General features: G+C 31.0%; 14 protein-coding genes. 8 read left to right on the forward strand and 6 right to left on the reverse strand.

Annotated elements, in window-relative coordinates; all coding sequences use genetic code 11:
• Positions 1-30 precede the first annotated feature (30 nt).
• The 4 genes from KPL54_RS24280 (at position 31) to KPL54_RS24295 (ending at position 4,913) form a co-directional block, all read left to right on the forward strand.
• Complete coding sequence (locus tag KPL54_RS24280; RefSeq protein WP_216109077.1) at positions 31-879, forward strand: hypothetical protein; 849 nt, start codon at positions 31-33, stop codon at positions 877-879.
• A gap of 198 nt (positions 880-1,077) precedes the next feature.
• Positions 1,078-1,488, forward strand: coding sequence for a hypothetical protein (locus tag KPL54_RS24285; RefSeq protein WP_216109078.1), 411 nt, complete (start codon positions 1,078-1,080; stop codon positions 1,486-1,488).
• 6 nt (positions 1,489-1,494) lie between these two features.
• The gene (locus tag KPL54_RS24290) at positions 1,495-1,677 is read left to right on the forward strand and encodes a hypothetical protein (protein ID WP_216109079.1); all 183 of its coding nucleotides are present in this window, start codon (positions 1,495-1,497) and stop codon (positions 1,675-1,677) included.
• Positions 1,678-1,922: 245 nt separating this feature from the next.
• Positions 1,923-4,913, forward strand: a complete 2,991-nt coding sequence (locus KPL54_RS24295) for an Ig-like domain-containing protein (protein ID WP_216109080.1) — start codon at positions 1,923-1,925, stop codon at positions 4,911-4,913.
• An 83-nt stretch (positions 4,914-4,996) separates the two neighbouring features.
• Here the strand turns inward: KPL54_RS24295 and KPL54_RS24300 are convergent, their stop codons facing one another.
• Both KPL54_RS24300 and KPL54_RS24305 read right to left on the reverse strand, forming a co-directional pair.
• Positions 4,997-7,183, reverse strand: a complete 2,187-nt coding sequence (locus KPL54_RS24300) for a YhgE/Pip domain-containing protein (RefSeq protein ID WP_216109081.1) — start codon at positions 7,181-7,183, stop codon at positions 4,997-4,999.
• Positions 7,184-7,233: 50 nt separating this feature from the next.
• Positions 7,234-9,429 (reverse strand): YhgE/Pip domain-containing protein, encoded by a 2,196-nt coding sequence (locus KPL54_RS24305; RefSeq protein ID WP_216109082.1) that lies wholly within the window; start codon positions 9,427-9,429, stop codon positions 7,234-7,236.
• Positions 9,430-10,205: 776 nt separating this feature from the next.
• On the opposite strand from KPL54_RS24305, the gene KPL54_RS24310 reads away from it, so the two are divergent.
• Positions 10,206-11,453 (forward strand): S1C family serine protease, encoded by a 1,248-nt coding sequence (locus tag KPL54_RS24310; RefSeq protein ID WP_216109083.1) that lies wholly within the window; start codon positions 10,206-10,208, stop codon positions 11,451-11,453.
• Between the two features lie 110 nt (positions 11,454-11,563).
• Here the strand turns inward: KPL54_RS24310 and KPL54_RS24315 are convergent, their stop codons facing one another.
• The 4 genes from KPL54_RS24315 to KPL54_RS24330 form a co-directional block, all read right to left on the reverse strand.
• Positions 11,564-12,850 carry an FtsX-like permease family protein gene (locus tag KPL54_RS24315; protein WP_216109084.1) on the reverse strand — a complete coding sequence of 429 codons (1,287 nt, stop codon included), beginning with the start codon at positions 12,848-12,850 and terminating at the stop codon, positions 11,564-11,566.
• Positions 12,850-13,605 carry an ABC transporter ATP-binding protein gene (locus tag KPL54_RS24320; RefSeq protein WP_216109085.1) on the reverse strand — a complete coding sequence of 252 codons (756 nt, stop codon included), beginning with the start codon at positions 13,603-13,605 and terminating at the stop codon, positions 12,850-12,852. Before KPL54_RS24320 ends, KPL54_RS24315 begins: the two co-directional genes overlap by 1 nt.
• Before the next feature lie 12 nt (positions 13,606-13,617).
• A complete protein-coding gene (locus tag KPL54_RS24325) occupies positions 13,618-14,418 on the reverse strand; it encodes a sensor histidine kinase (RefSeq protein WP_216109086.1) in 801 nt (266 codons plus the stop codon).
• A gap of 224 nt (positions 14,419-14,642) precedes the next feature.
• Positions 14,643-15,317 (reverse strand): response regulator transcription factor, encoded by a 675-nt coding sequence (locus KPL54_RS24330; RefSeq protein ID WP_216109087.1) that lies wholly within the window; start codon positions 15,315-15,317, stop codon positions 14,643-14,645.
• A gap of 355 nt (positions 15,318-15,672) precedes the next feature.
• Here KPL54_RS24330 and KPL54_RS24335 point away from each other — a divergent pair, with 355 nt between their 5' ends.
• The 3 genes from KPL54_RS24335 to KPL54_RS24345 form a co-directional block, all read left to right on the forward strand.
• Positions 15,673-18,795 (forward strand): efflux RND transporter permease subunit, encoded by a 3,123-nt coding sequence (locus KPL54_RS24335; protein ID WP_216109088.1) that lies wholly within the window; start codon positions 15,673-15,675, stop codon positions 18,793-18,795.
• Positions 18,792-20,054 carry an efflux RND transporter periplasmic adaptor subunit gene (locus KPL54_RS24340; protein WP_216109089.1) on the forward strand — a complete coding sequence of 421 codons (1,263 nt, stop codon included), beginning with the start codon at positions 18,792-18,794 and terminating at the stop codon, positions 20,052-20,054. Before KPL54_RS24335 ends, KPL54_RS24340 begins: the two co-directional genes overlap by 4 nt.
• Before the next feature lie 221 nt (positions 20,055-20,275).
• On the forward strand, positions 20,276-21,218 hold a 943-nt coding region (locus KPL54_RS24345), incomplete at its 3' end, for an S-layer homology domain-containing protein (RefSeq protein ID WP_216109090.1).

Genomic DNA, 21,218 nt, shown 5'->3' on the forward strand with positions numbered 1-21,218 from the left:
AAAATATATTTTTAATTAAAAGAGGATATTATGTATAAATATAGAATTATAGTAAGTATAGCTAAAATGATTTTTAGATGGCCATCTAATACAGAGGAGAAATATTCTATGTTAAAAAAATTTGCTAAAAAAATCTCCATGGTTTTACTAAGCTCAAGTCTATTAATATGTACTTCTATGCCTGCATTTGCAAGTACACAGGTACGTGATTCTAAAGCTGCTGTGTCAGGAACTGTATTAACTGATGGAGTGTCTTTAACTCAAAATATAACGGCTGGAACTTCAAAAACATTTACACTAACAGTTAATGATTATGAGTTAAGAAACATAGTTGTAAATGGAGTTTCACAAGCAACTGGAGCTGTACCAGTAAAGACATCAATAGAACCAGTTACTACACTGAAAGGTTATATTGCATATGACTCCGGTGATTTTAGAGCAATAAATCAAATTGGATGGCATTTCATTCCTGGGTCTACATATAATGTAACAGTTACAGCGCAAAGTACAGCTGATGTAACTGTAAGCATGCATAAATCGTCAGGCTCTTTTAATTCCGTATATGATAATAGTAATACTATTAGTGAAAAAAATATGCTATTAGGTGGACAAATTGAACAATATGGTTTTGCATTTAAACAAGCGGGTAGATACTTAATTACGCTTAGTACTGGTGGTAAATTAAATGCAACTTATGTTAATAATATAACTCCTTCTGAGTCATCTTCAAACATAAATTTGGCTAACACCGAATGGAGTAAGTATGTTACTGTCACTACTGCTGATATGGCACAGAACACTTGTGCTCTAGTATTACAAGGTACCGACCCTGTCGGTAATGGTAGTACTTATAATGTTACAGTGACAAAAGTAAATTAATCAACTATAAAATTAAATAATACAATTTATGAGGCCCTTAACGGGCCCTTTTTTAATACCCAAAAGCAGGATAGCATTCTACAAAATAATGTAAAAACCTTTAAAAAATATACCGAATAGATATAAAAGCACAATTAGGCACTCTTAAATAGGGTGTTTTTTTAATGCAAAAAAATAAAGTAAAGGGGAAGTGATGGTATGGAAGGCGAGTGTAAAATATACATAAATCAACAGAGAATTGACTATCTAGAAAAAGGTTATGAGGAATTGAAAGAGGGTAGCAAAGTAACTAATAACTCAGAGAATAGAATTCATTTTGAACAAAGCTTTGATTCTTTAAAAAGTATTGCAGTAAATCTTACTAAAGTTACAGAAAGGTTAGATACAAATAGTAAAGAAACAGTAAAGACAGGGTATGCAGTAGAAACTTTAAAATTAACTACCGACGAATTGACAATAAATGCAAAAGAAGCAAATACACAGATTGGATTAATTCAAGAAGCAGCATTAAAAAGTTATAATGCACTTAAAAATACAGATTATGGTTGTATTAGCAGTACATTTTCTACCAATTGTACTTTTATTATTATAATAAAGAAAGAGAGGTAATTATTAATGGCAATAATCAGTTATGGTTTAGGGCATAAAGCAGGGGACTATGTTGGAACGAGTGGTTATTTAAATGAACAAAAAGTAATTAGGGAATATGAACCAGTGTGCATTGCAGAATTAGAACATCATGGGCACACTTTAATTAATTGCACTCCAAGTAACATTATAACTATACATATGAAGTAGATGTTGAAGCTAATATAATTCTAATTAAGGAGTTATAAAGAAGATGTTTGGAATGAGTTTATTCCAAACATCTTCTTTTTTTTGCTGTAATGGAGATTTTAAAGGTAATTACAAAAATATTTAAAAAATATGCAACTATACTGTTAGGACAAGCGTTATATAAGTGTAAACAAGTATAAAAATAAAGCATAAAAATTATAAAATAATATCAAAAGATAAATGTAAATAAACGGAGGCATAAATATATGAATAAGAAAATTACAAGTTCAACACTTGCTGCGTTAATAATAGCTGGATCAACATCTTTCACCGCTTTTGCAGCAATGGACAATGGAACAGTTGTAATAGGAAATAAAGCTTTTGATTTAGCGTATGCTAATGACTTAATTAATACTTCTGAAATCACGAGTGCAATAATCGCAGGTGGAGCAATTTATGTTAAAGATTTTGATGGAAAATGGATAGATAATCTTACAGGAGAAACTACTTCGGCGGGACTAATACCGGCTGTAGTTTATAAAAATACTGAACGAGAAACTAAATTTGATGCTGCGGATACAAGTGTAACAGCTGTTAAAGAAACATCATATCCAAAAACATTTACAAGTATCACAAATGCAATTACTAATATATCGAAGGTTATCTATCTAACAGCATTAGACCAGTATGGTGAAGCGTATGATATAAAAACAGATTCTTCATATAAGGTGACAGCAACGATAAATGGAATGCCTTTAAGTGATACGCAGGTGAAATTAACAACAGATAATAATATGGCAAAAATAACATTAGACAAAGATTTAGTTGAAAATGATGTTGTAGTAATAAAACTTGATAAATTTGATAAAGATGTAACTACTTCAAGCGCAAAATTAATATCGGAAGTAAGCACTAATTTTGTGGTAGAAAAAGATGTAGCAATAACGCCTAAATCAATTCTAGGGGTAGCTTCATCAATGGGTAGTGTGTCAATTGAGGATGCAGCGGTAACTTTGAGTGCTGATGTACGTGACCAATATAATAATCCAACAGATTTAACAGCTAATAAATTAAGATGGGTAGTTGAGCAGGGTGGAGATTTACTTGATACTAATTCTGAACTTAATAGTGGTAAAACTACATTAGATAAAAATTCAAATACAACTACATTTAAAGCTATAAAACCGGGGTTCATAATTATAAGTGCTTATAATATTATTAATGGTGCAAAAGCTACATATTCAGTCCAGGTATCTGAGGCTAAACTCTCGCAACTTAATTTAACCTCTGAAAGACCTGTTACCGAATTTAATAATGAAGATATTATTTATAATAAAATAACACAAAATGATGGTGCTATATTAACAACTGATATGATTAAATTTAATATAAATCCTAAAACAAGTGGTACAGTTGCTAGTGATGTAACAGTTACGGCGAGTCTTCGCGGAGGCAGTGATGCTAATAAAAATGATATAATAATAAGTGCTAAATCGACAAAAGAGGGAACATATGAAGTTACTCCATATGTAGGAACGACATTTGACGCAGAAGGCACTATAAAGGCAACAAAATTTGATGTGACAACTACAGTAAATGGAATTGCAACAACTATTGATTCTATAACATTACCAAAACTTAAAGTTAATACGAAGACAGTAACAAATTTACTTATAAGAAATGCTCATAATGAGGTTATACAGGAAAATGGTAATAATGTTACGGCTTTAGTTTATAGAAATGGAGTATTAGATAATAACTTAATAGTTGAAAAGCTCGATATAGATGGAAAACCATCAACTACGAGACCAGTTAAATCATTAAGATTTAATGCAAAAGAAGCTGGAAATTACATAGTAAGGCTAAGCGTTAATGGTACAGTTGCAATGAAGGATGTAGTAGCTATTTCAGAAGTCACATCACTTGAGTCTATTGAACTTGGAAATAATATAACAGACAATAGTATAATAGCGAATGAGATGACTCCTGTTTATAGGGTTATAGGTGTAGTTGACAACAAGGGTGATGAAATAATTCCAGGTACTTCGGGATGGACTATTGAGGCTAAAAATAAAGAAGGCACTAATTTTGATAGCTTTGCAAGTATTGTTTATTATAAACATGATGCAAGAGGAGTTATTATAGATGCTACAACAGAAGATGCAGAGGGGATAGCTGTAAAATTCGCTCCAAATGCTACATCAGTTAATAGTTTACAATCAGACACAACACTCGTAGTAAAAGTTGGAAACAAAACAATAAGTTCTACGGACGTTATTAAAGACACACTAGACGTAACTGTAAGGGCAAAGAGTAAAGTGAAATCTATAACACTTGCAGATAATAAAATTTCAACAATTTCAGGAGCTAGTGTTAAAAAAGAAATAGTTATACTTGACCAATATGGAAAAGCTATCACTGATCCTACTATGGTAAAAGTATTATATGGATCAAAAACTACTGCAACAGTTTCTTATGATGATAGAGCCAAAAAAATGTATATAACATATTTTGGCGAAGCAACAGGAATTGATACAATAGTTGTGAAATCATTAACTGAGCCTGCTATAACAGCAACTGCAAATATAAGCATTGGCGATAATACAAATATAAATACAATAGTATTTAATGAAAATAAATACAAAGTATATAATGATGCTAATAATGATGTTTTGGATGGATCAGTAGCATTAACTTATAAAGTAAATGATGGAGATATTGATGTGCCGACCAATGCTCTTCACGTAATTTCTGATTCTAAATTAGTTACTGTAACTACAGATGGATCAGTAATAAATGTTAAGGCAAAGGCGGGTGTAAATACCGCTACAACGGGTATTGGTAGTGATACAATTATAACAATAAGTGTTCTTACAGCTAATGGGAAAACAGATTCGATAAATCTAACATTCTCTGATGACGCATCTATAGTTACTCCTTCAACAGTAGCAATTAAAGATACTGTTGATGAAAACAAAGATTTAGCAGGAACACAATTAATAATTGGTAGAGACGAATATGGAAATGTTGTTAATGAAACGACAGGGCGGATTACATTACTCGGTGTAGATCAATATGGAAATAAAGATATAGATGTAACAACTGATACAACTTGGACATCTAGCAATTCTGCGATAGCTAAAGTAGATGCAAATATTGGACTTGTAACAGCGGTAAAACCCGGAAAAACAACGATAACAGGCTTTTACAAAGGGAATCTATATACTATAGAAGTTGAAATACCGGAAGTAAAATAAAAAAAGCACCTCTTAAAATGCATGAACCAGATAAATAATATTTATCTGGTTCATGCATTTTTTGTTGTGATATTCGCAATAGGTTATTCACCTGTTAGACCACTTTTATGAAACTGCTTTACAAAACCAGCAGTTTTTTTATTTATTTTTTCTTTTAAGAAAAGTCCAAGAAGTAAAAAAATAATAAAATATATAGCTAATATTAACATATTCTTAACTAACACATCGGGTATAATCCCTGCCGTTGCTTCCCTCATTCCTCCTATGGCATAAGTAAATGGCATCATAGGGTTTATATATTGAAAGAAATCACCCAATAATTCTATTGGAAATGTTCCTCCGGATCCGGAAACTTGTAGTACCAGTGCTATCATAGTGAGAGCCTTACCTCCATTACCTAAAACAGATACGAATGTATAGATAATGGTAGTGAACACAATACTAACATATACTCCAAAGAGTGTAAGTATTATAGGGGAAACGGCATAAGTTTTTAGAATAAATAGATTACCTGCTATAGTTATTAAAGTTTGAAGAATTCCAATACTTACAAATGTAAAATATCTTCCCAAAAATTTTTCTTTTGTAGTTAAAAGTGTGCCATCCTTAAAATCTTTAATATGAACTGACAATATTGAAACTAATATAAATGCACCTACCCAAATAGCAAGTATAGTGTAAAATGGAGTCATAGCTGAACCATAATTAGGAATTGGATAGACTCTATTTTGTACGAGTTCTATTGGGTTTGCTAAGAAGTCACTTTCCTTTTTACCATCTCTTTTTAATATTTTTATAAGTTCATTAATTTTTTCATCATCAGTAAGTTTTTTTAACTTTTGTGCATTTGAATGTATATCCTTTTGAAGGTTTGGGAACTTATCCTTTATTTCCTTTAAACTATCTATGCCTGCGTCAAACTGAGTATTGGTTTGATCAAGCATGCTAGTAATGAGAGGCATATTGCCTTGCATATTTTGTAACATACTCGTTGCACCATTTGATAAACCACTTGCATTGTTCATCGCATCATCAATTACGTCGCTGGTTTCCCTGTCGAAAAGATTCATTGTGTTATTGATTAATCCTGAAGCTTTATTAGCGCCTTGCACCGCAGCGGTTATATCACTAGTTAGGACTGTATTACCATGATCTACGGTATCAATCATAGAATTAACATCAGCCTTCTGCTTTGTCATCTCATTTTTAACACTTGTGAGACGATTAATGAAATTTCCAATAACACTACTGTTTAGGGAATTATTTATTGATTTATTTAGAGCGAGTACGTTATCAATTTTCTGTATACCATCTGTATACTTATCACGAGCTTTAATTAAAGCACTATTATTTGATGATTTTGAGTCTTGAAAGTCAGTTAATAAGGATTCAGCATCATCTGCTTTGTTTTTTATAAGAGCAAGGTCTGCTTTTACAATCGGAGATACTGTTTGTAGTGAATTTTTCCCTTTTTGCGCATATGTATTGCCTGTTTTAGTAAGATCTAGAGTATTGTCTATGGCACCAGATATAGTAGGGATATCGCCCCTAACATTTTTCATAAGTTTTTGAAACATTAAAGCTTCCGTGTAAACATTATCTATGGAACTTCCGATTTTAGGCATATTATCATCTGCACTAATAACCATATCGATAAGACTTTCAAGTTTTGGTTTGTCTTTTGCAAGATCGACTCCAACTTGGTTAAGATAAGTAAATAGTGTTTCACTAGCTGTTTCGATAAAAGTTTGTGTTATTTGTTCTTGCAGGGAAGTTGCGCCACTGCCTGTGATTTTCGGAGCTACAGCATTCTCTTTTTCATTTACAGTATAAATTAATTTTGCTTTGATTGGATCAGTATAAGATGTAATAGAAAGGAAATCCTTTGAAAAGTCCTTAGGAATAACAAAACTGGCATAATATTTACCATATTTTACACCCTCCTTAGCCTCACTCTCATTTACAAAGGTCCAACCAATAGATTCATTAGTTTTCAATTTTTTTACCAAATCATTTCCAATGTTAACTTTAGTATCCTTTAGTTTTGATCCAGTATCTAAATTAACAACAGCAACTAAAAGCCCTTTAGTCTTTGAATATGGGTCCCAACCTGCTTGAATATTAAACCATGCATAAAGTGCTGGTAAGCAAGATATCCCAACTATTATAATTAGTGTTACATAACTGCAGAGTATACTTTTTATATCTCTCCTATAAATTTTTAAAACATTTTTTATATTTATTCTAGGACCTTTAAAAATTTTCTTCATAAACAGCCACAACCTTACATATATATTTTACTATTACTCAGCTGAAGCATTTACTCAGCTAAACCACTTTTATTAAATTCTTTTATAAATATCGAATTTATTTTATTCATTCTTTCTTGTAATATAAATGCAAGAATGAAACAGACAACTAAATATTTGGATAGTGTTAATACATGACTAATTAACACTGAGGGTATAATTCCTGCTACTGTTTCCCTCATTCCCCCTATAGCATAAGTAAATGGAAGCATAGGGTGTATAAATTGAAAGAAACTACCCAATAATTCTACTGGAAACGTTCCTCCTGAGGCAGAAATTTGTAGTACCATCACTACAACAATCAAAGCTTTACCTATATTTCCCAAAACACATACAAATGAATAGATAATCGTAAGAAATACTATGCTTACATAAATACCGAATAGTATAAGTATAATAGGCGATACAACATAGGTTTTTAGTAAAAGGAGGTTACCGACTATTGTTACTAAAGTTTGCATAATTGCAATAGTTAAGAAGGTAAAATATCTTCCCAAAAATTTTTCTCTTGTACTTAAAATTGTGCCATCTTCAAATTTTTTAACCTCAACTGATAATAAGGAGTGCATTAGAAGCGCACCTACCCAAATAGCAAGCGTAGTATAAAATGGCGACATAGCTGAACCATAATTAGGTATTGGATATATGCTGTTTTGTTTTATTGCTATGGGGTTTGATAAGAAGTCACTTTCCTTTGCACCATCTTTTTTTAACATATTTATAATTTCATTAAGTTTTTTATCATCAGTAAGACCTCTTAATTTTTCTGTGTTTGTATGTAGATATTGTGATGCTTTCGGAAAATTATTCCTTACTGTATTTAAACTTTTTATGCTTGAGTTTATTTGACTATTGGTTTGCCCAAGTGTGCTATTAATTAGGGGCATTTCGTTTTGTATATTCTGTAGCATATTAACTGCATTAGTTGATAATTCTTTTGTGTTTTTCATAGCATTATCAATCTTTGGATCAATTGTAGTTTTAAAATCATCCATTATATTAGTTATTGAATTAGAAGACTTATTGGCAGCTTTCTTTGCAGTATTTATATCACTAGTTACGACCTGATTACCACGGTCGACGGTGTTAACCATAGCATTGATATTGGCTTGCTGGGTTGTCATTTCATCTCGAGCATCTGAAAGGTTAGAAATTAAAGTACCAATAGCTGTACTGTTTAAAAAATTATTAAGTGACCTATTTAGACTTGATACATTATCTATAGTCTGTACTGCGTCACCATATTTGTCTCGGGTCTTAACTAAAACCTCTTTAATAACAGCGTTATTTGATGGGCTTAAGTCATTAAGTTCATTTAAAGAAGATGCAGCAGTATCTGATATACCCTTTATTGTGGAAAGATCTTTCTGAATAATTGGAGAGACAGCTTTCAGTGAATCTTTTGACTTTTCTATGTATCCATTGCTTGTCTTAGTAATGGTCAAAGCATCTCCAATTCCATCAGTCATAATAGGAAGATTCTTCTTAACATTAAGCATATATTTTTGAAGTAGTATAGATTGTCCATAAACATTATCCATGGATTTTTTGATTTTAGGCATCTTATCATCCAGGTTAATCATCATATCAGCAAGACTTTTAAGTTGTGGTTTATTATTTTCTAGCTCAACTCCAATTTGAGTGAGGAAAGAAAGAATTGTTCCACTAGATGTTTCAATGAAGTTTTTGGTGATTTCTGACTGCAGAGCAGTTGCACCTTTCTTCGTGAGTTTTGGAGCTATAGCATTTCTTTTTTCATTAACAGTATAAATTAGTTTTGCCTTTGTTGGAGTGTCACTAGTAGCAACAGAAAGAAGATCCTTTGAAAAATCTTTTGGCATAGTTAAGCTGGCATAGTATTTACCATATTTAATACCTTGTTTAGCCTGACTCTCACTTACAAAAGTCCAACCAATAGATTGATTGGTTTTTAAACTTTTTACAACATTATTGCCAATATTAACTTTAACATTTCTTAATTCAGAGCCTTTATCAAGATTAACAATTGCAACCGAAATTCCTTTAGTATTTAAATATGGATCCCAACCCGCCCTAATATTAAACCAGGCATAAAGTGGGGGTACTAAAATTAGTCCTATCATCATGATTAATGTCGCACGGTTTGTTAAGATATTTTTAATATCTCTCCTATAAATTCTAGAAACATTTTTATTATTTATTTTATAACCTTTCAAAATATTTTTCATATGCACTGCACAATATATAAATACCTTTTTTATATGGGTCTTATGATATATAAAAACCCTTTTTATATATATCCTAGAGCTATTCGAAGCACTTTTTATATATGTTTTACAACTTCTCAAAATATTCTTCATAAATATTCACAACCTTATATATTTTTTTTAGCAACCTCTTATTATACCATGAAAATAGTCTTATTAAAATATTTTATCATTAATATATACTATCACTTTTAGATTTATATGTATATACATAGAAAGTGAAAGAAAACCTATTTAAATGTACGAAAACAGACAAAAAATGTTTGCTTTCGTACATTTTTATATTGTATAATTATCAGTATTAGTAAGAAGTGTTAATTGATGAATATATTTGATTAATTGATAGATTAATGTTGTGAGTAGATTACACAAGATAAAGCAAGTATTTGTAAATAGAATAATTAATGATTGCTAAGCAATGGATGAAATTCAAATGAGGAATATATTTGATCCTTATAATACTACGAAACCAAACGGTACAAGCCTTGATTTATAGAATGCAAAAATACAATATAAATTAATGATATTTTATAGCTCTAATAAACATGAATGGAAGGTGAAAGTAGTGAAAAATTTACTTGGAAATTTAAAAAAGTTCAAGTTTAATCAAATATTTCCGAAAATTAAAGAGTGAATCCTAAATTTATCAAAAAACAGTGCCAATAGTGGATATAAATATGCTGTTCTTATTGATTATAACTAAAGAAATCTAAAACAAATGATGGAGGTAAAATAGTATGAATAAAAAAATTATAAGGTCACTCCTTGCAACAATAATTATAGCGGGATCAACATATATTACGTCTTTTGGTGCTATGGCAAGTGGCACCGTTGTAATAGGAAATAAGGCTATAAGTTTAGATTATGCTAATGATGTAGCGAATTTTACTGAAATTAATAATGACATAGTTTCCGGTGGATTAATTTATGTTAAAAATTTCGAGGGAAATTGGATAGATAATGTTACAGGAAAAACTGTAAGCGCAAGTATTATACCCGCTGTAGTTTATAAGGGTAATAATAAAGCAATTAATTATGGTGCACAGGATAAAAGTCTAGATGATACTACGCAAGTAGCTGTAACTGGTGAATTAACTGCTAAGCAAATTATAAATAAATATGGGAATGCAGTTGTTTATGTAGATGTAAGTGATAAAAATCACAATTCTATTGCTAGTGGTAGTGGATTTATAGTAAAGTCTACTGGCGTTATTGTTACTAATTTTCATGTTATTAAAGGATCATCATATGCAAGCGTTACACTTCAAAATGGTACAAAATATGATGTTAAAAGTGTTTTGAATTATAATGAAAAACAAGATATAGCGGTACTTCAATTATCAAATGCTACTAATCTAAGCACCGCTACTTTAGGGGGGAGTGATAATGTAGAAGTAGGCGATAATGTAGCTGCAATTGGAAGCCCACAGGGTTATACTAATTCTTTAAGTACAGGGATTGTAAGTGGAATTAATAGAAAAAATGAAAGAGGAAACGATATTCAAACTACGGCAAGTATCACTTATGGATCAAGTGGTGGACCATTATTTGATATGTTAGGGAATGTAATAGGAATAACTTATTCAGGATTCGATTCAGCAGGAAATATAGGATTTGTAATACCTATTAATGAAGTTAAACCATTTTTAGCGACTAGTAATGAAAAAACACTTTCACAAATTAATAGTATAACAAGTAACACAACCAATTTCCTTCCATTATTGGCTGATGTACCACAACCTACAGGACTTAAATATGATAATTATGTAGTTAGCAGTGATAAGGATTACGTTGAATATTTTTATGCTATAAGTAATTCTGAATACACAGATTACGCTAAAGTATTAAATTCTTATGGGTGGAAAGTGTATAAAACAGGTTATGATGATGACAATAATCCTATTTCATATTTTATCAAAGGAGATAATACTATAGGTATAGGATGGATTGGAGCAAATAGAACAATACTGGGAGCTATTCATTAATCATCTCCTGGGTCGCTGCAATATTGTTACTAAACTACAAAAAAATAAGCCTTTTAAAGAAGGGTTTCCTTCTTTAAAAGGCTTATTTTGAATTTAAGGTTAGTGTTCATCTACAACGGGAATGATTCCATATACAATCTTACAGCTTTTTTATAATCATAAATATTGAAAAAATAAGATGTTACAATAATAAATTCATTAAGGTTAACATGCTGAATATGCATAGTTAATACTAATATTATGCTTGTAATTGCACAAAGTGTACAGGGAAGGAAAAATAAACTTCTAAGTCTATATATAATCAATAAATCAAATTCTTCTTTTGTTATACCAATCATATATAATTGTTTAAAATACTTATTAATATTAACTAACTCCATTTGAAATTTAAAATAAGTTATACTAGAGGATATAGTGAAAAACAATAAATTTGTTAAAAATGTTATAAGTCTTAATACTTTTAGTTCATTAATAGACATTACGGAATGGTTAATAGATATTGCGTATTCACAAATCAAATTAAAATTTATAAACAAAAAACTAACACAGGCCAATATAAATATGAATACCTTATCTTTTTCAATATTTGTGGCAGATTGTTTTATCAATAAAAAAATATTTTTGTGAAAATGATGTCCTTTATTTATTGCTAAAGGTATAAGTTTATTACCGTAGAAAACTAATCCATAAATCATCAATAAACAATCTATCCAAGTATAAAGGTAAAAACTATTACTTCCGATTCGTGTTTGGTATATCATACAACAAACATCTGTTATAATAAAAAACAGGTATATAATCAGTTTGATTTTTTTACTAATTATATTTTTTGGCTTAATTACTATGAAATTATTAACAGTATGCATATCTTTTAATAGGTATGTAGTCCTTAAAGTTATAATAACGTAGATAATTATAAAAAACTCAAAAGTAGACATATAGTTTACTGAACTTAGGGAAATTCCTAAATTTGGAAAGTTTAAGTAATTAATTACTAAAAGAAAAAAGAACTTTGAGAATATTGTTCCTAAAAGGATTCCGATAGACATGCATACAAACATTAAAATTAGATTTTCAAATAATAAACATAATGCTAGTTCACTTTTGGTAGTTCCAATAAGTAACATTATTTTGAACTCTGTGCTTCTTAATTTTATATAAGAACTGTATGAGTAGATAGTAAAAAAGCTTAATAATATTATAATATTGCCCAGGGAGGCAGTGAATATAAGACTACCAAATACAAGTGGTAGTGAAATTAGTACAGTTCCATTATTATAAATTAAAGTTGTATATAAAAAGAGTAGCGTACTAGAAATTATGCAAGTAATTAAAAAAGTTATCTGCTTTCGCATATTTCTTCTTAAGGAGTTTTTAGCCATGATATAATAATTCATTAGTCATCGCCACCCATAATAACAAGACAATCTAATATCTTGTTATTAAATCTCTTATCCGCCTCCTTTTTATAGATATCTGCAAAAATATTCCCATCTTTTATAAAAATTACTCTTGAACAGAAACTTGCTGTAAGAGAATCGTGAGTGGCAAGCAAAAGAGTTACTTTTCTTTCACTATTTATAAGTTTCATATAATTCATAAATTTTTTTGCTGCTTTTGAGTCCAAATTTCCAGTGGGCTCGTCTGCAAATATTATTTTTGGATTGGTAGCTAAGGCTCTGCATGAAGCAGCTCTCTGCTTTTGACCCTGTGAAACATTTCGAGGATACTTGTCTTTAATATCATATATATTCATAAGGTTAAAAAGATCATCCACCTCTTTATCAATACTTATTTGTTTTTTTCCTTGCATTAAAAGAGGAAGTACTGCATTTTCTTTTAAGGTAAGATCTTCTAAAAGATTAAAGTCTTGAAATATCATTCCTAATTTTTCTCTTCTGAAGATAGCTCTTTTATTATCATTTAAATTTGTTACATTAACTCCCATTATCTCAACTTCCCCAGTGGTAGGCTTATCTATTCCGCTAAATATATTTAATAAAGTTGTTTTTCCGCTGCCAGAGGAGCCCATTATCGCAGCAAATTCACCTTCATGTATTTCTATATCTAGTCCATTAAGCACATTATGTGAGTTATCGTCAAATTCACTATTAAAGGTTTTAACTATATTAATACCCTTTAAAATCTCCATTTAATCACCTCTTTAATAATCAATTAAATATGTTATTGTAACTGTGGTTCCAAGATTTTTTTCTGATTGTATTTGAATTTTATGCTTTAAATTTTTTGCGAGAAGTGAACTTATGTACAGACCTATACCCGAAGCATCTCTATATTTCCTTCCATTTTCCCCTGTAAAAAACGGTTCGAAAACCCTATTAATATCACTTTGGGGAATTCCTACACCTTCATCTACAATTTTAAGATTTACGCATTTATCCGTTTTTTCTATTATAAATTTTATATTCTTATTTTCGCCTTTTATTGCAGAGTATTTAACGGCATTATTTATTATTTGTTCTATCATAAACTTATTCCATTTTTTATCAGTGAAGACCTTAATGTTACCCTCTTTATGCTCAATTTGAGGAAATACTTTATTATATATAAATAAGCTCTTTTTAAAATTGATAATCTCCTTTAGGGAATCTATAAGATCTACTGCTTCTGGCTCATAGTCACGTACAAACTCATTCATTCTTAATATGTTTAAAAGTTGTTCAAGTCCATTGTGAAGTTTATCATTTTCTTCTTTTATCTCCATGGCAAAGATAGCTAATGGCATATCTCGCGACTCTAGATGCTCACTTTCAAATTTTTGTAATGCTAAGCTTATTATAGAAACCGGAGTTTTCATGTTATGTACCCATTGGGAGAAAAAATATCTAAAGGCGATTTCTTCTGAATTAGTTTTAGATATTTCCTTTTGATATTTTTTTTGAGTGTTTTTTAATATGTCATAAAAATACTTTTGCTGATTTGTTATTTGGAAAATCTTATTCATTTCTAAGTTTTCCGAGTCTTGAACATTTATATTAAAATTGTAGTATTTAATCCACTCTATAACCATATGGATAATAAATATTGTGGAAACTATTAGCAGTGGATAGAATATTTCTGATATATGTACCGTTAATTTATAATAAATAATTAGTATGCTTATACTCAAATAAAAGGAAAAAATGTATCCTAAATTATCTTTTATAAAATTAATAAATATTTTTTTAATCATGATTCAGACACTTTGCTTTGATATATATAACCTAACCCTCTTTTAGTTTTAATGACATCCCCAAGCCCAAGCACAGCTAATTTATTTCTTAGCCTTGTTACATTGACGGTTAAGGTGTGATCATCTACAAAAAATGTTTCATCCCATAATTCCTCTAATAGTTCATCTCTAGTGACTATAACATCCTCATTTAATACAAGTTTATTTAACAACTGAAATTCTTTTTTTGATAATTCCAATACATTATTATTAACACTTATTTCAAAGTTTTTTTTGTTTAATAGTAATCCGTTAGAGCTGTTGTACTCCCCACGGACCCTTCTGAATGATACTTGAATCTTAGCTAATAAAAGTTCAAAACTGAAGGGTTTCACGATGTAGTCATCCGCTCCCATTTCTAACCCTCTGATTTGCTCAAATTCACTACTACGGGCTGATATGAATATTATTGGTACATCAGATTCTCTCCTAAAAGCCCTGCAAAGCTGAAATCCATCTGAATAGGGAAGATTTATATCAAGTAATATCAAATCTGGTTTAGTTTCAAAAAATTCAGTTTCTATATTGTTAAAGTCATTTATTAAAACTACATTATATGCATATTTTTCGATAAATTCCTTTATAAAACTGCTTAATTTTATATCGTCTTCTATAACAAGTATTTTATTCATAGCAATATACCTCTAATTTTTTAATTAAAGCCGTAAGCTTAGCCTACGGTCTTATTAATTACATTATAACCTTTCCTTTTGTTCAATGCTATATAATGCTATTTTTGAAAATTTATTAATTTGTTAGGATTACTTTTAATGTTTTGTCTAATGTTACAACTTTGTAACAGAGTTGTGACTTTAATCTGTATATAAAGTGATTAAATATGTGTAAAATATAGCAGAAATCTGTTTATATTATAACAATGAACATATATGTATATATAACGTAAGTATTATAAATATTAGTAAATAAAGTAGTCATAATCTTTTCGGAATAGATTTAAATCATATTAGTTTAGAGGGGGATTCAAGAATGAAAATTACAGAGTTTTGCGTAAAAAAGCCAATTGCCGTTATTATGGTGGTTTTGTTAATAGGTGTACTAGGAGTGTCTGCATATTTAAAACTTGGCGCAGATTTGCTTCCTTCAATGAATATGCCTATAATCACCATATCAACTGTATACGGTGGTGCTGGTACAGAAGAAATAGAAAATGATATAGTTAAACCGGTAGAGGATGCAGTTTCAGGTATAAGTGGTATTGATAATCTGAATTCAGGATCTTCAGAAGGATACGGTTCTACCACAATTACGTTCAAAATGGGAGTCGATATGAATACTGCGTTTTTGGATGTTCAACAAGCTTTAGGAAAAGTAGTACTCCCTACAGATGCTCAAAAACCAGTAATAAGTAAGATGGATGCAAAGGCTGCTCCTATTATGATGTTTTCTGTCTCAAGTTCGCTCCCTTATAGTAAATTATATGACAGTACAGATGTAATAAAAAAATCATTAGAGAAAGTTGAGGGTGTTGGTAATGTAACTTTAGATGGTGCTTATAAAAAAGAATTAGTTGTTAATGTGGACAAAGTACTTTTAGATAAGTATGGAATAGCAATTAATACCATAACTTCTAAACTTAAAAGTGAAAACTTAAATATACCAGCAGGCCAATTTAAGCAAGGAGATTCTAATCAAAGTATAAGAGTACTTGCTCAATTTAAAGATATAAAAGATGCACAAAACATCCAAATTCCAATGGCAAATGGTGGAACCATAAGACTTGGTGAAATTGCAGATGTAAAATTAGATTATCCTGATAAAACAGAATTCGTAAGATTAAATGGAAAAAATTCTATAGGTATATTTGTTCAAAAACAAAGTGACGCAAATATAGTTAAAACCGCTGCAGCTGTAAAAAAACAGTTAGATGTCTTAAAAGAGAGTATTCCAAAGCAAACAACATTAGAGGTAACAACGGATTCATCAAGCTTTATAACGTCCTCACTTAAGGAGGTTAAATCTGGTCTTGTTGAGGGTGTTATTACAACAATTTTAGTTATGTTTCTTTTCCTTAGAAGCACAAAATCTTCTTTGATAATATTTATTGCAATACCAACATCCCTTATTGGAACCGTCTTAATGATGTCTCTTTTTGGTTTTACACTTAATATGCTGTCACTACTAGCTTTATCCCTCTGCATAGGTATTCTTGTAGATGACTCTGTAGTAGTGCTTGAAAATATTCAAAGACACATAAATTTAGGGAAACCTCTTAGGCAAGCAGTTTTAGATGGGCGAAATGAAATAAGTATGGCGGCTATATCCATAACTTTATGTGATGTAGTTGTATTTGGACCAATATCTTTTATGTCAGGAATGATGGGTCAACTTTTTAAACAGTTTGGACTTACAGTAGTTTTTGCTGCCTTGTTTTCACTACTTGTTTCTTTTACCCTTACACCTATGCTTGCTTCAAAATTATTAAAGAAAAAAGAAAACAATTCAGAAGTTGAGCTTAGGGATAAAAAAATCAAGAAAGAAGGAATAGTTTATAAGATAAAAGGAATAGTTGATAAATTAACTGATAAATTTTATTCCTTTTATAAAAAATATCTTTTGTTTGCTCTAGATCACAGATGGCAGGTAGTGAGTATTGTATCATTGATATTGGTGCTTAGTATTGCATTAATTCCTCTTAAATTTATTAAAACTGAATTTACAACTGCAACGGATCAAAGTGCCTTTAAAATTAATATAAAACTTAGAGCAGATAGTGATGTTAAACTTACTAATGATAAAGTTAAAGAGATTGAACAGCATTTAAAGACAATAAAAGAAGTTAATAATTACTTTACCATTGTCGGTAATGGAAATAATGAAGCTTCTGCACAAATTAATGTTAATCTAGTGGGAAAAGGATCAAGAAAAAAAGGTCAAGCTCAGATTGCCTTAGAGGCACGTGAATGGAGTAAAAGGCTTACAGGAATTGATATATCTATAGACGAGTCTAGTGCGCTAGGGTCTTCAGGAAAGCCTATTGCAATAAATATAACGGGGCCTGATAAGGAAGTTTTAAAACAATTAAGTATTAAAGTACAGAATTCAATACAGGGAGTCCCAGGAATAATAGATGTAAGTAACAATATTCAAGCGAATCAGAATCAAATCGCTGTTGAAATTGACCGGATTGCCACTGCAAAATATGGAATTGCACCTTCTGAGATAGCAAAAGCACTTAGTGCTACGTCCCAGGGAGGAGTAGATGGTGGTGTATTTAGGGAAAATGGTGATGAATATGATGTGGTTGTAAAGCTTGCTAAGGATCAAATAGTCACAATGGCGGATTTATCCACAATAAAAGTGGCTAATTCAGCCGGCCTGCAATTTTCTCTTGATCAACTAGCAAAGATCTATATGTCAGATAGTCCACAACAAACATTAAGACTAAACCGTAAGGAAATGGGCACCATTTCAGCTAATATTGAAGGAAGACCTCTTGGTAGTATTACACCGGAGGTTGAGAAAAAAGTAAGTGAAATTACGCTGCCAGCCAATTATGAACTAGATTATGGCGGTGACCAAAAGATGATGAACGAATCATTTGTTTCGCTAATTCAAGCTATGGCTCTATCCGTTATGCTTGTATATATGATATTAGTTGTTTTATATGAATCTTTTTTAACGCCTTTACTAAGGATGCTTTCATTACCTTGTGGATTAATTGGGGCATTAATAGGGCTAGCTATCACAGGAAATGCTTTAAATATTGTTTCAATTATTGGATTAATAATGCTTGATGGTCTATCAGCTAAAAGCGGAACATTATTAATAGATTACACAATGACTCTTATGAAAACAGGCATGCCTTTAAGAGAAGCACTATTAGAATCTGGAGTTACAAGATTAAGACCAATAATCATGACTACGGTAACTATGATAGTTGGAATGTTACCCTCAGCACTCGCTACTGCTGAAGGCAGCGAATTTAGGGTAGGTATGGCTGTTGCACTTATAGGAGGAATGATTACATCTACACTTATTTCACCAGTAATTATTCCCGTAGTATATACATTAATGGATGATTTTAATGAAAAGTTCTTTTCCAAAAAGAAAAAAATATCTAATAAAAAAGATGAAGGGGTTACATTATGATGAAGCTTAAAGGGATTAAAGGGTTTTTATTAATAAGTCTTATCTTGAGTATAACTTTAATAGGAGTGGGGTGTGCAAGTAAAAGTGTCACTACGAGTGATAATTCAAAGAGTGTCAAGGCGACTCCCGTTAGCATATCTTCAATAACAACAACTACAAAATATGGAAGCGAATTAACAGCTTCGACTGAAACGGTGGTTACCTCTAAAATAGCCGGGAGAGTTGATGTTGTAAATGCAAATATTGGCCAGAGCGTAAAAAAAGGAGATGTTTTATTCACCTTAGATAAATTGGAGCTTACGGCGCAATATAATCAAGCGAAAGCAGCCCTGGATACTGCTAATGCAACTCTTGTTAAAAGCAGTGATTCAGGATACTCGCAGCAATTGATATCGGCAAATTCAGCAGCTGATATTGCACGATCCGCATATAATGATGCGAAAAATAATTATAATACAATTCATCAGCAATATAATATAGGAGACTCTGCGAAAAGCGAACTTGATTCCGCAAAATCAAAGATGGATAGTGCATCGCTTCAGGTTAGCACCGCGAGTGACTCTTTATCACTATTAAAATCAAAAACAGGACCACAAACTGATGCTGCGGCTGCAGGTCAGGTTCAGCAAGCTAAGGCGTCACTTGATTTAGCACAAATACAAATTAATAATGCTACTATTACATCACCTATAAATGGAGTTATATCTGAGAGAAATGTTGAAGTCGGCGAAGTGGTAGCAAGTTCAGTTAGTGCATTTACCATAATCGATACAAGTAGCCTAAGAGCTGAGGTAAATATGACAGACAAAGATGTTATAAAGGTAAAAGTAAATCAGAAAATCCCTGTACAAATAGCATCTATGAATAATAAAATTGTACAAGGCATAGTAGACACCATAAGTCCTTCTGCAGATGCTAAAACACAATTATATACAGCAAAGCTTAAGATAGAGAATACTGGTAATTTATTAAAACCAGGAATGATATTAAGAGTTGAGTTTCCAAGTGTTGTAAAAACAGATATACCTGTAGTGTCAAACGGATCAATATTTACAGAAAATAGTGTGCAATATGTATATATAGTTGAGGCTACTAAACTAAAAAAGAAACAAGTGGTCGTTGGAATATCAAATACGGAACAAACTGAGATTGTCAGTGGTATAAAACTTGGTGATCAAGTAATAACTGAGGGTCAAAGCTTTTTAAATGAAGGGCAGAAAGTACATATTACTACAACTGCAATTCACGACGCTGAGTAATTCTAAACTGATTTTACTTAAAGATACTAAAAAGTACAAACTCGCTATCGCTCAAACATGTACTTTTCTTAACGTATCTTACGTAAAATAAGTCAAGAATTACTAACGCTTGTTCATATGCATTTTACGTAATATACACTTTCTTACCGTGTTAAAAGGCAAAGGAAAGAAATTATAGGAAAACACTATAATTTCTTAATAAATAAAAGGATGGTGTAAAAATGAAAATAAAAAAATCGTTTTTGGGTATTGTATTAATGTTTTCGATGTTAATAAATGTTATAGTTCCTAATCTTGCTTTTGCAACTACGTTAGATTACAAAACATCTGTTACAAAGATGAAACAGCTTGGAATTATAGACAGTACAGTTACGAATGTTAACAAAAAAATGACAAATGGTGAGTTAATAAAGGCGATGGCTATAGCTGATGGGTTGGGTGATAGCGCAGCGAGTCTTCGCGGTAAAACAATATTTCCAGATGTAGCTAGTGGTAGTGTCCTTAGTGGGTACGTTAATGCTATTGTTGGAGAGGGACTTTTATATGGCACAAATGATGGTTATTTCCATCCAGCAAGTAGTGCAACTTATCAAGATATTTGTGTTAATATGGTACACCTTTTAGGTTATTCAAAATCAGATTTAACAGGAAGTTTCCCTATTAATTATATAAAAAAAGCATCTGATTTAGAGCTAACAGATAAACTTAATTTAAGAACTACTGGTACGATTTCTATTAACGCTGCAGCTGTAATGTTTGATAGGCTACTTAGCACGCAGATGAAGGGTGCTACTAAAGAAAATTTTTCGCAGGCGATTAATTTATATACAGATTGTATTATACAAGATGATTCGGATTCTTATGATAATCTAGCAGATAATGAAATATTAACAGATAAGGGTATTATGACTATTTCAGCTAGTAATAAGAAAAAGATTCAGGTTGGACCAACATATAGGGTCAAAATAGAAGACGGACAAATTACAAAGGTTTATGGTGAACTTAGAGCAACGGTAAGTGTTACTGTGAACACAATACTCGGTAATGTTGTTTATTATGAGAAAGATGGCGCCCAGACGAGTATGACGCTACCATCTGGTATTAGTTATTATTATCATGGCCAAAAGCAAGATTATGCTAAACTTAATAGTATATTAGTACCTA

The organism is Clostridium estertheticum, assembly GCF_018861295.1.
Taxonomy (GTDB): Bacteria; Bacillota; Clostridia; order Clostridiales; family Clostridiaceae; genus Clostridium_AD; species Clostridium_AD estertheticum_D.